The following is a 17,951-nucleotide window of genomic DNA, read 5'->3' as shown; positions in this document are numbered from 1 at the left end:
AATTTTGTTCTTCCTGCCATTGCTCCTGAAACAATTGTTGCAGCTGTTGCACAGAATACGGTTTGAAAAATCAGAAAAACATAGGTTGGCATTGCACCATCATAATTTGCCCGCACAAACAAATCGGGAATTCCAATGATTCCTCCATTAGAGCCATTGTGCATCAATCCAAATCCAATAATCCAGAATGCCAATGAACCAAGAGCAAAATCCATTAGATTCTTCATAACAATGTTTCCTGCATTCTTAGCACGCGTAAATCCTGCCTCAAGCATTGCAAAACCAGCCTGCATAAAGAATATTAAAACTGTACCAAGCAGCACCCAAATAATATCAACTGATGAATACATGTTACTACCTCCTCACATAGTTTACTCTTCTACTCCCATAGGATAATGACATGCAACAAAATGACCATTTCCAATATCTTTTAGCTTTGGTGTTCTATTATCACAAAGACCTTCCTTAAATCTTGGACATCGATTCGCAAACCGACAGCCCTCTTTTACATCAATTGCATTCGGAATTTCGCCTTCTAATAGGATTCTTTCTCTTTGCTCTAATGGATGTTCCTTGGGTCGGGCAGAAATCAATACTTGCGTATACGGATGAAGCATATTATTATATACATCCGCTACAGCCCCCATCTCAACAATAACACCAAGATATACAACTGCTATATGGTCACACACATGTCGAACAACTGTTAAATCATGTGATATAAACAAGATTGTTTGCCCTTTTTCCTCTTTTAGTTGAATCAAAAGATTTAGTATCTGCGCTTGTATGGATACATCTAACGCTGATACAGGTTCATCTGCAAGAAGAAATTCTGGTTCTAATATTAGTGCTCTCGCAATTGCAAGACGTTGTAATTGTCCACCACTTAATTCTTTTGGCAATCTACTTAGTGCATCTTCTGATAGATTGATGTATTCAACCAAATCAGCAATTTTCTTATCAAGTTCTGCCTTAGGAATCTTATATACATTACCCACTTCATATAATGTCTGTCCAATTGTCATCTTTGGATTAAAGGAAGCGAGAGGATTTTGAAAAATCATCTGCATTTTCTTACGATATTCTCTTAACTCCTTCTGTGGTAGCTTTGAAATCTCCTTCCCTGCATATTTGACTGAACCAGAATCAATATCTAGTAATCGCAAAATGCAACGACCAATTGTAGATTTTCCTGAACCAGATTCACCGATTATGCCAAAGATTTCACCTTTCTCTATAGAGAAAGATACATTATCTACTGCATGAAGATAACGAACTTTCGATTTTGCAACTTTGAAATTATCCAGTTTAAATCTCTTATTCATGTGTTTTACTTCTATTAGATTCTCTCCCATACCAATCACCTCCTCATGCTCTTTCTTAATCCAGTTATGGCACGCCACCGTGTGCCCCTCTCCAATTGTCGTATATTCAGGTAGTTTCTTCATACAGACGTCTGTTGCCATACTACATCTTGGTGCAAACGGACACGCTGTAAATGTTTCATATAAGAGCGGAGGTGCTCCTGATATTGTCTTCATCTTCTTACCTTCATCAGACTCCTTTGGATTACTATCTAGCAATGCTTTCGTATATGGATGCGCCGGGTTATCAAATATATCAAGTACACTTGCCGTCTCAACAATTCGTCCGGCATACATAACGGAAACGGAATCACAGATTTCAGCAACAACACCAAGATTATGTGTTATAAAAATCAAAGAAGTGCCACTTTCCTTTTGCAGTTTCTTCATTAATTCAAGAATCTGCGCTTGTATTGTAACATCAAGTGCTGTTGTTGGTTCATCTGCAATTAGTAGTTTCGGCTTACTTGCAAGTGCCATAGCAATACCAATTCTTTGTAGCATACCACCACTCATCTCAAAGGGATACTGATTATATCGCTTCTCGGCTGGAAGAATTCCTACCTTTTCAAACAAATCTAGTACATATTCTTTCGCTTCTACCTTGTTTAGTTTTAATTTGCAGCGAACAACTTCTGCAATCTGTTCGCCCGCTTTCATAATTGGATTAAGAGAAGTCATTGGGTCTTGAAAAATCATTGCAACATCTTTTCCACGAAACTCAGTTAGCTTCTTTTTGTTTAACTGTAAGATATCGGCATCGCCCGAATCCAGTTGCATCATTATTTGTCCTTCGTATTCTGTTTTCTCTTCATCATGTAATTTCATAATTGCCTTTGTCGATACACTTTTACCACACCCCGATTCACCAACAACACCATGGACTTCGCCTTTCTTCACTTCCATGTTGACACCTTGAACAGCATAAATAATTCCACGAACAGTCATAAGGTTGACACAAAGGTCTTTTATTTCTAATATATTCTCTTTTTCCATTGTACTCGCTCCCTTCTATTCGCTATTTCGCTGTAACGCTTTGCAATTTTTCCTGCTTTGCCACCATCTTCGCTTGTTTCTTTCTATATTCCTTAAATGTTGGCATCTTTCTTTGACTTGGATCGATATACGCTTGAATACCATCACTTAATAAGTTAATGGAAACAGAGGTAACTAATATTACGAACGCTGGTGCTGTTAAACAAATTACATTCTGGTTTAATAATCCCATACCATCTTTAAGTAATGTTCCCCAGTCTGCATCTGGTGCTTGTGTTCCAAGCCCAAGATAACTCAAACTTGCCATTGCTGTAATTGCAGAACCGATATCTAACGTAAACTGCGTAATCATTGTTGTTGCCACATTCGGAAGGATATGACGAAATAGAATTCGCTTGTTTGAATATCCCATAGACCGAGCAGCCTCTACATAAACCGAGGCTTTCTCTGTCATAGTAAGCGATCTTGCTAGCTTCGCTGTCAATGGAGTATACACAATACCTAATGCGATAACACCTGAAATTGTACCTGTACCTAATGCGCCAACAAGTACAAAGGCAAGTAATAAACTTGGTATTGCACAAACGATATCCCACACTCTCATGATAATATCATCAAAGAAACCACCAAAGTAACCACATAACATTCCAATCGGAACACCAAGTAACACTTCAATTCCTACAATCATAAATGCATTCAAAAGTGATGTTTGTGCCCCACAGATAATTCTTGATAAAAGGTCACGTCCCAAGCGGTCTGTTCCAAGCCAATGCCCTGGTGTAAATGCTTTGCAAAAAGATGCTTCAAAATCGGTTGCATTCGGATCATATGGTGCAAGTAGTGTGGGAAATAATGCACAAATTAAAATGATGACAAGTATCATTCCTGATACAATAACTTTCGGTGTAAAGAATTTACCATTGTTTGATTTTCTTTTCGCTTTTAATCTAGCCATATACTTCCCTCCTAACCTAGTTTGACTCGTGGATCAACAACCGCATATAAGATATCTACTACCAAACTCATAATGAGATACGATAATAACATAATTAAAACAACGATTTGTACCACTGGATAATTGAATTTCTGAATTCCTTCTGTTAGCAAAGCTCCCATGCCTGGTAAAGAGAAAATCTGTTCAATGAGTACAGAACCTCCGATTGAACCTGCAAATTGAAGCCCTGCTACAGTAAGTACTGGAATTACCGCATTATGAAATGCATGTTTATATGTGATATCTCTTTCTGAAATTCCTTTTGCTTTTGCTGTCAGAATGTAAGGTGCCTGTAACTGTGCAATCATACTACTTCTTGTAACACGTCCGAGCATACAAACCATAGACACACCCATAATAATAGATGGAACAAGTATCTTCTGCATATATCCGCCGAATCCACTGTAAGTACCAGCCAGATTGTAGCCCTTTACATGACCTACAATCCAAACTAAAACTACGATACAAATCAAGAAAGAAGGAATGCTTCTTATGACCAGCATGAAGAAGGATATAATGGAATCAATCCACGTATTCCTTTTCAGTGCTGCAATGACACCAAGTAGTATTGCTAATGTAATACCGATAATCGAATGAAAAACCATAAGACCTAATGTAATTGGAATCTTTGCTCCAATCAGTTCTTTTACATTCTGCCCATTCACATAAGATTTTCCAAAATCACCTTTTAGTACATCTCCCAGCCAATATAAGTATTGCTTTAACACAGGCTCTTCCAGATGATATTCTTTTATTACCGCTGCCCTTGTCTCTTCATTCGCTGGCTTATCACCAAGAATCAAAGAAGCAGAATCCGAACCAGATAATCGCAGTAAACAAAATACAATTAACGATACTGCCAATACAATAGGAATCATAGCAAGCAATCTTTTCAACGTAAATTTTACATATTCCATTTTCATCTCCTCCTTTCTATTATAAAGCGCATATTATTTTAGTTTCACATTTGCTACCGAGAAGTTCCAGAAGAAAGCAGGACCTTCTGTATAGTCAAATTCATTACTGATAATGTAACGGTCTAATTGTTGGAATAATGATACATATGGACAATCTTCAATTACATATTGATATGCTTGAATCATTAAGTTTGCTCTTTCTTTATCATCTGGATTGACATACGATTCATCAATGAATGCATCGTAATTTGTGTTAATCCAAGCTGCTTTGTTTGCTCCACCTTCATAGTTTTGTGTAGAGTGGAAGTGACATTTTAGATATCCAATTGGATCAAGGTAATCTGATAACCAACCTGTACCAAGCATGTTATAAGGACGTTTTCCATTCTCATCAAGTGCTGAAGCATATCCGTAAGCAATTGCTGATTGATCTGCTGCTTGGTATTCGTGAATTATCATCTTGATTGGTAAGCCTGACGCGTCAATCATTGCTTGAATCATCTCTGCTTGGTTTACACCACTTGTCGCACACCAGTATTCGAATTCAAATCCGTCTGCATATGCGGATGCTGCAAGTGCTTCTTTTGCTTTCTCGTAATTTTGTTGATATGTCTCTGCTGAATCATTGAATTGATTCCATGCGTCAGTATTCATATAAAACATCGATTCTGGAAATACTACTGCTTTTGATACTTCTGCAAATTGTCCACCGATTAATGAGGTAATCGATTCTTTATCAATACAGTATGCTACGGCTTTTCTTGCATTCGCATCATCAAACGGATACTTTTGTGTATTAAACGCTAAGAATGTTGAAGAAGTTCCTTGATAGATATTAATCGAGTAATCACTAATTGCTTCGTAGATCGACATCTGATCAATTGGAAGACCTCTTGTATAATCTACTTGACCTGCTTGAACAGCAAGTGCTAATGTTGCTTGATCTGCAAAGATTAGATATTGTACTTTATCCACATCTAATGTTGTTGGATCTCCCCAGTAATAAGGATTCTTTACAAGTGTAATTTCTGTTCCTGATGTCCAGCTATCTCGCATGTATGGGCCAGTTCCTACTACGGTTCCATTGATGCTTCCATACTCTTCTCCAGCTTTTTCTACCGCATCTTTGCTAATTACAACACCTGCTACTGTACATAATGCATATTTCCATGTGACATCTGCTTCTGTTAAGTAACAAGTAATCTCCCAGTCACCTGTGATTTCCCAATGGTCAACAAAGTCAAACAAATAACTCATTGCGTATGTTTCACTCTTTACTCTTTCCATAGAGAACAAAACATCTTCCATTGTCATATCAGTACCATCACAGAACTTAACGCCTTCTTTAATTTTATATTTGTAAGTTAAGTCATCAACTTGCTCCCACTTTTCTGCAAGTCCTGGTAGTACCTCTGTACCAGCATCATTGAAGTTTAATAACGTGTCATAACAATCAAAACAGGAAAGTGTAGCAGCCGTACCATTTATGTATTTTGGATCAAAGCTCTTTGGCTCTTGCGTATATCCAATTGTAAATACTGTCTCACCACTGTTTGTTGTCTTTGTTCCTTCTGAACCCTCCTCTGCAGTTGTTGCTTGATTTTCTGTTTTTGTGTTTGATGAAGAACAACCGCTCAAACACAAACCTGCCACCATGGTACTAACGAGTAATAACGATAAAATTTTTTTCTTCATAACATCTCTCTCCTTTTCCTATTAAACTAAAAAAAAGCCGACACCTCTCGGTGCCGACTTTGGCTTGCTGTATGTATTTATTATACGAAGATTATAACCACACAAAGGTTATTGTGTCAACAATTTTTTTGTTTTTCTTTTATTTTTCTTCTTTTTTCTCTTTTTCCGCTTCTTTTACGTCTTCTTTTACATCTTCTTTTTTCATTAATTTATTATACGCAATACAAGTTACAAGCTTCGCAAGAATATTGTTTGCTGAAATCGCTGTAATTTCACATGGATCATAATATGGCTCTACCTCAACAAGATCGGCACCAACAATATTCAACCCCGGAAGTGCTGTTTCGAGTATCATAAGCGCATCATATACCGAAAATCCACCTGTTACTGGTGTTCCTGTTCCCGGTGCATAGACAGGATCTAGGAAATCAATATCAAAGGTAACGATACATGGCATATCCCCAACCTTTGCACGGATTCGTTCTGCTGCCTCTTCATAGCTAATTGCATGAAGCTCCGCTGCAGAGAGAATCTCTCTTCCATATTCTTTCGTATATTCATCATTCATCTTAGGTGTTCCCGTACGAATACCGATTTGAATGGTGTGATTTCCATCTAAGTAGCCTTTTCTCATTGCATTACTAAATGGATTTCCATGTGTATAGATTTCCTTTGTTGGACACATCTGATACATTCCTGTGTCAAGATGCGAATCAAAATGTATCATTGCCATAGGCCCATATACTTCATAATACGCTGCAAGTTCAGGAAATGTAATGGAATGGTCACCACCTACGATAACTGGTGTTGCTCCCGCATCAAGAATCTTCTTTGTCTGATCTTTAATTAGCGCAAATGCATCTAAAAGATAACCTCCCATTAGTTTATAGTCGCCACTATCTACAATCTTTAAGTTATCGCCAATGGATATATCTAACACTTCATCCACTTTCGCACCTTTGAACACTCTGCTTCTTAAATACGCTGGCCCTAATTTCGTACCCGGACGGTTGCTTGTTGCTAAGTCAAACGGTACTCCCGCTAAGGCAATATCTACACCTGTTACATCCGGTGAGTATTCCAGATGTAAAAAACTATTCATCGCATTCGGAGGGTCTAGTTTATTCCAATCCATTTTTTCTGGTATCTTTTCTATATTCATACTATTTTTCCTCCTTTGCTTTTTTATTCTTCGAAACCGCCACAAGGAATTGTGTTACAAGATATCCTGCAAACAAGCCTGTAATCTGCGCTGGATCATAATCCTCTGTTACTTCTACAATATCAAACCCTTTCACATCAAGCCCCGGTAACGCTTGTCGAATGATTTCATACCCCTCATAGGCAGAGAAACCGCCTGCCACTGGCGTTCCTGTTCCTGGTGCCACCGTTGGGTCAAGAAAATCAACATCAAAGGTAACGATACATGGTGCATCACCAATTCTTGCTCGAATTCGTTTTACACACTCTTCAATTCCAATCTTATGAAGTTCTCTCGCTGTAATTACTTCCATGCCATTTTCCTCAGCATATAGTAAACGATGCGAATCAACATATCCTCGAATACCAATTTGAATGGAATGGGCTGCATCTAGGAAACCATCTTCAATCGCACGACGAAACGGTGAACCATGCGTATAGAAACGTTCCTCTGGTGTATCCGATGTATCATTATGCGAATCAAAATGGATCATCGCTACCGGTTTCCCACACTTCTCTGAATACGCTTTTAATTCTGGATATGTAATAATGTGATCGCCACCAAGAACAATCGGAATAACATTGTTATCAAGTATCTCTTTCATTCCTTCATAAATCAATTGAAATGTGATTTCTGTATATCCCTTTCTTACTGCAAGGTCACCATAATCCATACCCTTTAGATTATCCATCATATAATGAGCATCTTGGCTATATCCGCCTCCTGTTTTATTGTTAATGCGAGGTGCCATTGTACGAATTACCCTTGGCCCAAAACGACAGCCCGCTCTTCTTGTTGTACTCGTATCATATGGTATCCCAACGATACAGTAATCCTCACCATCAAATTCCTTCTTGAGTGGTAGCCCACCAAAAGGTGTTACACATAACGTATTCTTCTCATTTTCTATTTGTTTTCTTATACTGCTTGGTATCTCTTCATTCCACATAACAGGCCACCTCCTTACTTCTTCTCTAAGTATTTATATTCTGTAATGTTCGCTTTCTTTGCTGCAATAATATTAATAAATTCACCGACAATCTTGTTCGCAAGTAATTGTGTGTTTTCCATTGGGTCATAATTTGGTGCTACTTCCACCATATCAAAACCAACGATATCAAGTCCTGTCAAAGCAGTACGAACAAGCTCTAGTGTCTCCCATGCATTGAACCCTCCTGGTACTGGCGTTCCTGTTCCCGGTGCAACCGATGGATCAACAAAATCAATGTCGAACGTAACCATTACTTTTGTTCCTTTTACCTTTTCTCTCATTCGCTCTGCTGTTTTATAGACACCCATCTTATGAATGTCTGTAGCAAAAATCTGTTCTAATCCATGACTATGTGCAAACTCATAATCCTTCTCATCCTTCATCATGCCACGCATACCAACTTGAATTGAAGTTTCTGGATTAATACAACCTGTCAAGATTGCATTTCGAAACGGATTACCATGAGATGGAAAATCTAACGATTCCTCTCCACCCCACGTATCTGTATGGGAATCAAAATGAATAAGAGAAACAGGGCCATATACTTCTTTATAAGCAAGAAGTTCTGCATACGTAATTGCATGATCCCCTCCAAGTATTACAGGAATAACACCAGCCTTTAGGATCTCTGTCATCTCCTCTGTAATCTTCTCAAACGTTCTCTTTGTATCACCGTTTATTACCTTGAAGTCACCATAATCCACACCAGATACATAATCGAATGCTTCTATTCCGATTCCTTCTGTGTAACCGACTCCGCCATACGCTTCTCGAATTGCCTTTGGACCAAATCTTGTTCCCGGACGATTACTTGTAAGCGTATCGAATGGAATTCCTGCTACAACAAAATCAACCTCCTCTAATGTTTTAATATATGGTAATCTACCATATGTTCCTGGTGTCATTAGAATATCATCATTATCGGTGCGATTCCATACGGCAGGTTTATATTTAGGTGTTTTCTTTTCCTCTGTAATTTCCATGTCCATCTTCCTCCTTTTTTTCATTACTGATGTTTGTTTTTGTTTCTTGCCTATCAGTTGACTACATCATAGACGAAGGAAAAACATTGGTCAATAGTCTAAAAAATTTCATACTTTTCATAAGTATTCTGATATTTTTGGTTGTTTTTTCAAAACCTTTGTGTTTGACAAATGTTTATTTTATTAAGTTGTTTTTTCAATATATTTTTTGAATGCGTAGCCATAAAGGATTGATTTTTTCATTCATTGAGCGCATTTTTCTATGAATTTCAAAAAACAGAGGTGAGATATTCCCAATCTACTGGAATGTCTCACCTCTATCTCCTACATTGCTTTAGTACTCACAATCTATATTAAAAGCAGCTAGCTTGCTTGAAATATCATTATTCGTAACTACTTTGTATTATGTCCTACTCTTTGACAATTATGCATCCTTATTGCTTATTCTTTCATCTTGGGATTAAAAATCAACGATGCAATGTAACCAAATACAAGTGCTGCACAGACACCAACTGCTGCTGATGTAAAGCCTCCCATAAATACACCAATAAAACCATCACTTATAATTGCTTTCTTCACACCACTTAATAACGTATATCCAAATCCTATCAGCGGTACTGTTGCACCTGCACCTGCCCACTTTGCAAATGGTTCATATACTCCAACTGCCCCTAGAAGAGCACCTAGTCCAACCAAGATAACCATAATTCGTCCTGGCATTAATTTTGTCTTTTCCATAAAAATCTGAACAACTGCACAGATTGCTCCACCTACTAAGAACGCTTTCACATAGTCCATATATCATGTCTCCTTTCTTAATGCCCTACTTTAAACTTCTAGCATAACTCCATGAGCAATACCAGGTACAGAATTACCTTCATTAAAACTAACCGGAGAAAGCAAAGCTCCTGTTGGAACAAACAAAACTTTCTTCCATTCCTGCTTCTTCATCTTCTTGAATATATAGCCTGTTAATGTCGAGGCACTACACCCACAACCACTACCGCCAGAGTGTGTATCCTGCTCTTCTTGACTAAAGATTTCTATTCCGCAGTCCATATACCGGCTTGTAATATCATATCCCTTTTCTTTCAACATATCGAGCAGAATATCTTTTCCTACATAACCTAAATCGCCCGTTATAATCTTGTCATACTCCTCTGGATTATAGTTAAAGTCTTTAAGATTATGATAAATAACATCACATGCAGAAGGTGCCATGCAAGCTCCCATATTCATAGAATCCTTCACACCAAAATCCACTACTTTACCAGTTGTAATTCCTGTAATCTTAATATACGGTTCCTGCGAATTATTCTTTTGTCTATGCTTATTCATCTCTTCTTCTGATACAATAACAACTGCTCCACTACCAGTTACCGTCCAAGTTGCTGCAAGTGGTCGTTGGTTTCCGTAATCTAATGGAAAACGAAATTGCTTCTCTGCACCACCAAAATGGCTCGATGTTAATGCCATAACCTTATCTGCAAATCCTCCATCTACAAGCGTTGCTCCAAGTGACATTGACTCTCCCATTGTAGAACACGCACCATAGATCCCAAACAACGGAATCTGTAAATCCATAAGACCAAAAGACGTTGCAATTAACTGTCCTAGCAAATCACCTGCAACAAGATATCGAATCTCTTCCTGCTTATATCCTGCACTTTCTAACGCTTTACTTGCTGTCTTGTATTGCAAACGACTCTCTGCTTCTTCCCATGTCTCACCACCAAACATAGGGTCTTCCTCTATCTCATCAAAGTAAGTAGAAAGAGGTCCTTCTCCTTCCTTCTTACCAACTAAACTGTAACTTCCTACGATATATGTTGGTGTAGCAAATTGTACACTACGACTTCCCATCATTTTTTGACTCATAATCACACCCTTGCACAAGCAATGATACACTCTGCTTCTGTCCCTTTCTCCAAATAGCAATTATCGAATTTAATATGTGCCGCATCCACAAAATATATATCTATATAACTTAAATCACTTGCATTCGCAGTAAGATATAGTAGATAATACCAAGTACCCAAGACGTTACAATACCATATAGGATAACAGGGCCAGCTATATTGAATATCTTACAACCGATACCAAACACCTGTCCTTCCTTCTTAAACTCAATTGCTGGTGCTGCTACCGAGTTTGCAAATCCAGTAATTGGTACTAGTGTTCCTGCTCCACCAAACTTCGCTAACTTTGCATACCAACCTAAGCCAGTAAACAATGCACTGAGTGCAACTAATGTGATGGTATTATATAATCCTGCGACTTCTCTATTAAAGCCCATTGCGATATAGAGATTCAAGAAACCTTGTCCAATTGTACAGATTATACCACCAACTAAGAACGCCTTACACATATTAAGAAACCAGTTATGTGTTGGTGTTACCTCCTTTACATATTGATTATAATACTCTTGTCTTGTATTAATATCTGTTTGATCTAATACATCTTTCATCGATGGTTTGCTCATATTTTCCCGCATACACACTCACCTTTCCCTTTCGTTTGAATTGTTACAATTCGTTACTTCCACACATATAACTGAAGGAATGCACCTACCGCTTTACCAATTGCAATGCTTGCTACAATATAAGGCATACCATACTTTATCTTAGCTCGTTTTGCAAACACAGGGATGACATTCAACACCTCTGCTAATGCCATTGCCTGACAACCTATAAATATTCCTCCAAACAGTCCATATAGCAATAATCCTACTATGCCAAACGGCAATTTCCACTCATAGACACTCCATGTGTTACCAAGTATCCCTCCTAGAATAACCATGTTTTCGTATAATACAATATATTTCGCTGTATTCGTCTTTAATGCCAATCGATTAACAACACCAAGCAATGTAATGAATGAGAAAACTCCTGCCGCAACACCAAAGCCACCTGCAAAACCAATAATTACAAGCAAACCATACCTAATCAATGTCTATCGTCTTCCCTTCTCTACTAGCATTACTAAGTATCGCATTCTCCACATCCTTTTCATATTTTCTCATCTCAATTTGAATTGGTGTAGGGTCTTTCATTACTTTCCTTGATGAGAAATGATTAAAGAACACCAAGATACCAATCGGCAGTCCTATGGCATATGATATCTCAATAATCCCCTGCCCTTTTCCACTTTCATCCATAAGAAATGTATATACATTATCAAAGACATCTTGAACACTAACATCTGTATTGAATGTCATAATGGAAAATGCTGCTCCAAAGAACATAATTGCTGCAACAAATGCTGCCTTCATATATTCTAATGCAATTTTCTCTTCTGCCTTTTGTTTATACTCAACTAAAAAGTCTTCTTCGCCTAAGTTAATAACACGCACAGAAGGCTCTGCCGAAGTTATGACTACAATAATCTTCATTATAGAAACCGCATATTGCGCATTCTTCTCTTGCTCAATCGTAAGAAGGATCAAACACTCTAGCTCCCTTTGTAACTCCTCATCTGCACAATAAATTACTGCGATATCCTTTAACATAATCTGCTTGCTTTTTACTATAACACGCAATGGAATCTTAATATAAACCGTTTTTTGCATCATATAAAAGCACAATCTCCTACTTTTCTTTTAAAGCAATCACTCTTATCATCTTCATCGTTTGGTTGTGAGACATCCGCTACTTCCATGATTTCCTCTGCATTAACGAATGTTCCTCCGAATACATAATCTGTTTTATCCTTAAAATGATAGAGTGCTACAATTCCGATTATTGCAACCATAGCCAATATAACAATTCCAACAATAATAAACTTCTTCTTTGCAACCATTTTTTCATCTCCTTTAAACATTAGAAAAGCATCAATCATTTTACTATTCTGATTGATGCTTACAATACTGTTATTATTTGTTTTTATAAATTGTTTATACTGGTAAATTGTTCTTTTATCATTAAATTTACCTATTATCCTGTCAATTTTTCTCTCATGATACGTAAAATCTTTTTTTCTAAGCGCGAAACTTGTACTTGTGATATTCCAAGTTTTTTTGCTATATCAGATTGTGTGCGATTCATAAAATATCGCAACTTAATAATATCTTGTTCCTTCGGTTCTAATGTATCTAATATCTCTTGAATAGCTAATTTATCAACAACCAATTCATGCTCGTCCTGCACTTGTTCTAATTTATCAATTAAGAAAATTGCATTTCCATCGCCTTGATAGATTGTCTTATATAAGGATTCTACTTCCGTATTTGACTCTAGCGCCATTACGATATCCTCAACTGCTACTTCTATCTCTGCACTTATTTCTTCAAGCGTTGGTTCTCTATTCAGTGTATTCCCAAGCATCTCTCTTGTAATCTTTACTTTAACAGCAATTTCCTTTAAAGAACGGCTTACTTTAATGATTCCATCATCGCGAAGAAACCGCTTGATTTCGCCAGTAATCATTGGTACTGCATAGGTTGAGAATTTAACCTCATATGACAAATCGAATTTATCAATTGCTTTAATTAATCCAATACTACCAATTTGAAATAAATCCTCAAGTTCATGTCCTCTTCCAGCAAATCTTCTAACAATACTCCAAACTAACCCGACATTTTCCGTGACTAGCAGGTCTCTTGCTTCTTTATCACCAGTTTTTGATAATTTAATCAATTCTAGTGTATCCATGCTTGCACCTTTGCCTTTCTCGTTATCACCACCACTGGCTATCCTTTCTACCGTATTCTAGAACCCTGAAACTTCTTCTATTGTCTTCGACATCGTTACGATAGTACCTTCCTCAGGTGTCGAAATCACTTTCAAATCGTCCATGAATGCCTCCATAAATGCAAAACCCATACCAGAACGTTCCATTTCTGGTCGGGACGTAAACAAAGGTTCCATTGCCTGTTTAATATCTGCAATTCCTTTTCCCTTATCTACAACTGTTACCGTGATTTTATTTTCTTCAATTATACAAGTTAATGTAATCTTTCCTTCTCCTCCATCATAACCATGTATAATACTGTTCGTAACTGCTTCTGAAACTGCTGTCTTAATATCCGCAATTTCTTCAATTGTAGGATTCAGTTGCGCAGCAAAAGCAGCTACTACAATTCTTGCAAAACTTTCGTTTTCTGACTTACTATCGAATTCCAAAGACATTGCATTCTTTTTGTCCATATCTACCTATCCTTTCTCCCGATTACTATGAAATCGCTAATGCTTCTTCTATCGTTGCATACTTATCAATAATCTTATATAATCCTGACAATTTAAAGATTCGATCAACTGAAGAATTCACATTCGTTACTGCCACTTTTCCCCCAGTAAATATAATCTTTCTATATCTACCCATAATTACACCAATTCCTGAACTATCCATAAATTCTGAATTACTAAAATCAAATATAATTTGATTTATTGAATTTTTATCAATAAGTTTGTCCGCCTTTTCTCTTATCATAACCGCATTGTGATGATCCAAATCTTTGCTAATCTGAATTAGCAAACTACGGCCTCGTAATTCCATTATTGCTCCCATGTTTGTATCATTCCTATTTCCTTTACTATTCTCCATGCTTTCCCTTCTTTTACATATATTTACATTCAGTATTTATAAAAAAAGACGTTCCTTTTATATAACTAAATATCCTTAGTTATATAAAAGTACTTGCCTTTTCTTTCGTTAGATAAATTGCTAAATTATTATTGTATCTCAGATAAACGACTCTTTGCTTGTGCAACTCTTGCCGAATCTGGATAGTCTTCAACAACTTGATTATAATACTTCACTGCATTATCATTATCTGATAACATCTGGTAGGAACGACCTATAAAATACAATGCGTCAACTACCTTATCTTCATTAATTTCCACCACTTGCTTTAACACATCAATTGCTTCTTCATACTTACGTTTTGAAAACAATGTATGACCTTGTTCATATATTGATGTTGCAGCACCATTAAATGTCTTCTGCTTCATTAAATCATATACATCAACAGCAGCTTTGCGGTCAATTTTTGACATATCCAAATCAAGTAATGTCTGTACAACTTCATCTTCATTCTCATTTTCTATATAAGCCTTAATTGCATTAAATAATTTATCATATAAAGCTTCATCAAACTTCTCTGATTCTTTATTCAAATCATCCATTTGTTTTTGCATACTATCAATTGTTTCTTGTAATTTCTCATTGTCACTCTGTAAAGAAGTAACTTCTCTGTTATTCACTGCAATTTGAGAATTCAAGTCTACTATCTTTGCATTCGAATCAGAAGCTGCCTGCTTCTTAACATTTGGTACAACTAAGAAGTAAAGCAAACCAACGCCAATTATAATACCAATAATTAAATTAAGAAAAACCCAAATGTTTGGTTTCTCTTCACGATAATTAGAAATCGGTGCTATATTAGACACATTCGATGTTTTTGTTACGTTGTTTTCTACCCTTCTATCACTTGACTCCTGAACTTGTTGACCAACTTTCAGTTCATCTAAGTAACGTAGTGTTGTTGTATTCGTAATATCTATTTTTCGGATTTTTGTGAGGCACTTTAACGCTTTCTCTTTCTCACTATTCTTCATATATAACAAAGCTAATAGGTGATGTGCTCTTAAAAAATGTGGATTCATGCTTGTTACTTTCTTAAGCTGTATAATCGCTAAATCATCATTCCCTTGTTTGGCGGATTGAAGTGCTGCATTATACTTCTTAATCGTTTGGTTCGCTGACTCTAAACGTGTTTGATTCGATTGAATACTATTAATATAGTAATCACAATCGTTATCGTTTGGCTTATAATGCTTGCTTATTACCCATTCACTAAGTGCAGCAACAATTTCACCCATCTCATAATATACAAGCCCCAATAAATTCCTAGCATTTGTATTCTCTTTATTAAATTTCAAACTTTTTTGCAATACGAAAACTGCACCTGATAAATCTCTAACTTTTGCTTTTTCTAATCCCAAGTTATAACAGGAATTAGAGATACGGATAGCTTTTTGAATAGCTGATACGTCAATTCCACATTTATCACATTTGCTTTTTTTCCCTAAAGCGCTTCCACAATTGGGACAATTCATACTTTCCTTCACCTACTGTCTTTTCTTAATAGCACGATATCTTTACTACTATCTATTCTTCATCTCACGCATCATATCCTTTATGATATCCGTTACATCCGTTAAATCATTACTACAGATTGCTTCTTCCGCTTGCTCAACTTCTAAGCTAGGTTGAAACTTTTCTAATTCATCTTCAAAATTAATCATTATGTCCTCCCTATATCATTTAAGAATAATTATTTCCCATCAAAAATTATACCATAGCAAGGACAATTATCAAGTATTTTCTTTCGCAATTCTCGACGCTTCATGCATTTTTTTTATTCCATAGCGAATAAACATACATCAATACCTTTACGCTTGATAAGTACATGGCTAAATTCTTCCTTAATAACAAGGGTACTGCCATTAATCTTAATACGAACTCTTGGATATATTACCTTTGTTACAATTACTTTCGCATCTTTTGCTCTTTCCAAATCTTCTAAAAGTTCATTTCTTTGCTTTGTTATTATACTAATCTGTGAATTACGATCAATCTTTGTTTTCAAAAGTTGAATTTTATTTTGCAAAAGATCATCTCTTTTATCTCTCTCTATATAAGCAATTACGGTTTTGATTGCTTCGTCAATCTTTCGAATCTCTTCAACTAACGTCTTAATTTCATTCTCACGTTTAATAATTTCTGGAACGGGATCTGATTGATATCCAATATTCACTTCGGTCTGTACTTCCGCCATACTTCCTATTATTGTTGCTGTTACACCCGTAGCTGCATTAATCACTCCACCAACAATAACTCCTCTTTTTCCTGATACGTTTACTTCTCCTTGGGAATCAATCCTACAGTGCATAATTGCATTGGCATTCACACTGCCTTTTGCCTGTATTGTAACCTGCTCAAAGAACTTACCAGAAACATCCCCACCTGCTAGTATTGTTCCTTTTCCGCCACCCTGCATACCATTTTGTAGCACAATCGCTCCACCTGCAATTAAATCTGCCGCTTCGACATGTCCAATAACATTAATATTACCGCCAGCTTTTACTTTTGCGCCTGTCATGACATTTCCTCGAACAGTAATATCACCGATAAAATCAGCATCTCCAGTTGTTGAATCAACATCCCCCTCAATAACTAAGACATCTGAAATCTCGATTTTATCGTTTCGCATTTCAATCTTTCCATCTATATTGGCAGTATAAACTGTCTTATCCTCATTTACTGAGAATCCCTTACCTGACAAAGGTAATAGCTCCCTACCAATTCTAGCAAGCATCTGCTGGCCTTTAATATTCTTGCCATTCGTACCTTTTATTGCCTTATTATAGCGAGCAATAATCTGTCCCGCACTTACTTTTTCGATTTTACTTAGACTACTATAATCCGCAGAACCATCTGCTAAAATAATTGGTTTTGAATCTCTTTCTATATTGAAGAAATATTGATAATTTCCATCCTGACCATCAACAGGAGCATCACCTTCTGCTACAACTACCTCTGTATACACTAATTGTTTATCCACGATAGTTTCAATTACATCTATCTTTATACCATATATTACATTCTTTGCAGCTAACTCTTCTAGGATTTGTTCTTTTGTAAACAGATTTCTCATATCGATTGGAATTAATTTTATATATGCCTTTAACAAATCATCATCAAAACGTACTTCAATACTGTTGCTTTCTCTCTGTAACGTACTCATAAGTAATCACCTCGCTATAGTTAACTATTGTTACCATGTTAATGTGTTAAAATATTAATATGTT

Annotated in this window: 19 protein-coding genes and 1 pseudogene; all 20 read right to left on the bottom strand. The window is 36.6% G+C overall.

Annotated features, from left to right (window positions below; genetic code table 11):
• Window positions 1-350, bottom strand: a pseudogene (locus RMR19_RS19575) (ammonium transporter); the annotation flags it as partial.
• Window positions 351-371: 21 nt separating this feature from the next.
• A complete protein-coding gene (locus RMR19_RS19570; RefSeq protein WP_310605190.1) occupies window positions 372-2,360 on the bottom strand; it encodes an ABC transporter ATP-binding protein in 1,989 nt (662 codons plus the stop codon).
• A gap of 22 nt (window positions 2,361-2,382) precedes the next feature.
• Window positions 2,383-3,315, bottom strand: coding sequence for an ABC transporter permease (locus RMR19_RS19565; RefSeq protein WP_310605189.1), 933 nt, complete (start codon window positions 3,313-3,315; stop codon window positions 2,383-2,385).
• 11 nt (window positions 3,316-3,326) lie between these two features.
• Entirely contained in the window at window positions 3,327-4,271 is a 945-nt protein-coding gene (locus tag RMR19_RS19560; protein WP_310605188.1) for an ABC transporter permease, read from the bottom strand.
• A 33-nt stretch (window positions 4,272-4,304) separates the two neighbouring features.
• A complete protein-coding gene (locus tag RMR19_RS19555) occupies window positions 4,305-5,966 on the bottom strand; it encodes an ABC transporter substrate-binding protein (protein WP_310605187.1) in 1,662 nt (553 codons plus the stop codon).
• A 139-nt stretch (window positions 5,967-6,105) separates the two neighbouring features.
• Window positions 6,106-7,128, bottom strand: coding sequence for an agmatinase (speB, locus tag RMR19_RS19550; RefSeq protein ID WP_310605186.1), 1,023 nt, complete (start codon window positions 7,126-7,128; stop codon window positions 6,106-6,108).
• Window position 7,129: 1 nt separating this feature from the next.
• Window positions 7,130-8,116 carry an agmatinase gene (speB, locus tag RMR19_RS19545; RefSeq protein ID WP_310605185.1) on the bottom strand — a complete coding sequence of 329 codons (987 nt, stop codon included), beginning with the start codon at window positions 8,114-8,116 and terminating at the stop codon, window positions 7,130-7,132.
• Between the two features lie 14 nt (window positions 8,117-8,130).
• Window positions 8,131-9,141: an agmatinase gene (speB, locus tag RMR19_RS19540; protein WP_310605184.1), complete on the bottom strand. Its 1,011-nt coding sequence runs from the start codon at window positions 9,139-9,141 to the stop codon at window positions 8,131-8,133.
• Between the two features lie 441 nt (window positions 9,142-9,582).
• Window positions 9,583-9,939, bottom strand: a complete 357-nt coding sequence (locus tag RMR19_RS19535; RefSeq protein WP_310605183.1) for a SpoVA/SpoVAEb family sporulation membrane protein — start codon at window positions 9,937-9,939, stop codon at window positions 9,583-9,585.
• A 30-nt stretch (window positions 9,940-9,969) separates the two neighbouring features.
• A complete protein-coding gene (locus tag RMR19_RS19530) occupies window positions 9,970-11,019 on the bottom strand; it encodes a stage V sporulation protein AD (RefSeq protein WP_310605182.1) in 1,050 nt (349 codons plus the stop codon).
• A 109-nt stretch (window positions 11,020-11,128) separates the two neighbouring features.
• Entirely contained in the window at window positions 11,129-11,608 is a 480-nt protein-coding gene (spoVAC, locus tag RMR19_RS19525; RefSeq protein WP_310605191.1) for a stage V sporulation protein AC, read from the bottom strand.
• A gap of 68 nt (window positions 11,609-11,676) precedes the next feature.
• Entirely contained in the window at window positions 11,677-12,090 is a 414-nt protein-coding gene (locus RMR19_RS19520) for a stage V sporulation protein AB (RefSeq protein ID WP_310605181.1), read from the bottom strand.
• Window positions 12,083-12,712: a stage V sporulation protein AA gene (locus RMR19_RS19515; RefSeq protein WP_310605180.1), complete on the bottom strand. Its 630-nt coding sequence runs from the start codon at window positions 12,710-12,712 to the stop codon at window positions 12,083-12,085. The genes RMR19_RS19520 and RMR19_RS19515 overlap by 8 nt, the downstream gene beginning before the upstream one ends.
• A complete protein-coding gene (locus RMR19_RS19510; RefSeq protein ID WP_310605179.1) occupies window positions 12,709-12,939 on the bottom strand; it encodes a hypothetical protein in 231 nt (76 codons plus the stop codon). The genes RMR19_RS19515 and RMR19_RS19510 overlap by 4 nt, the downstream gene beginning before the upstream one ends.
• A gap of 134 nt (window positions 12,940-13,073) precedes the next feature.
• Window positions 13,074-13,790 carry an RNA polymerase sporulation sigma factor SigF gene (gene sigF / locus RMR19_RS19505; protein ID WP_310605178.1) on the bottom strand — a complete coding sequence of 239 codons (717 nt, stop codon included), beginning with the start codon at window positions 13,788-13,790 and terminating at the stop codon, window positions 13,074-13,076.
• Window positions 13,791-13,847: 57 nt separating this feature from the next.
• On the bottom strand, window positions 13,848-14,285 hold the full coding sequence (gene spoIIAB, locus RMR19_RS19500; RefSeq protein ID WP_310605177.1) for an anti-sigma F factor: 438 nt from the start codon (window positions 14,283-14,285) through the stop codon (window positions 13,848-13,850).
• Window positions 14,286-14,310: 25 nt separating this feature from the next.
• Window positions 14,311-14,682 carry an anti-sigma F factor antagonist gene (gene spoIIAA, locus RMR19_RS19495; RefSeq protein ID WP_310605176.1) on the bottom strand — a complete coding sequence of 124 codons (372 nt, stop codon included), beginning with the start codon at window positions 14,680-14,682 and terminating at the stop codon, window positions 14,311-14,313.
• Between the two features lie 128 nt (window positions 14,683-14,810).
• Window positions 14,811-16,196 (bottom strand): tetratricopeptide repeat protein, encoded by a 1,386-nt coding sequence (locus tag RMR19_RS19490; protein WP_310605175.1) that lies wholly within the window; start codon window positions 16,194-16,196, stop codon window positions 14,811-14,813.
• A 48-nt stretch (window positions 16,197-16,244) separates the two neighbouring features.
• Complete coding sequence (locus RMR19_RS19485; RefSeq protein ID WP_310605174.1) at window positions 16,245-16,385, bottom strand: hypothetical protein; 141 nt, start codon at window positions 16,383-16,385, stop codon at window positions 16,245-16,247.
• 113 nt (window positions 16,386-16,498) lie between these two features.
• Window positions 16,499-17,887 carry a FapA family protein gene (locus RMR19_RS19480; protein WP_310605173.1) on the bottom strand — a complete coding sequence of 463 codons (1,389 nt, stop codon included), beginning with the start codon at window positions 17,885-17,887 and terminating at the stop codon, window positions 16,499-16,501.
• Window positions 17,888-17,951: the final 64 nt, after the last annotated feature.

Source organism: Anaerosporobacter sp. (assembly GCF_031551385.1).
Lineage (GTDB): Bacteria > Bacillota > Clostridia > Lachnospirales > Lachnospiraceae > Anaerosporobacter.
This window is presented reverse-complemented; position numbering and strand designations above follow the sequence as displayed.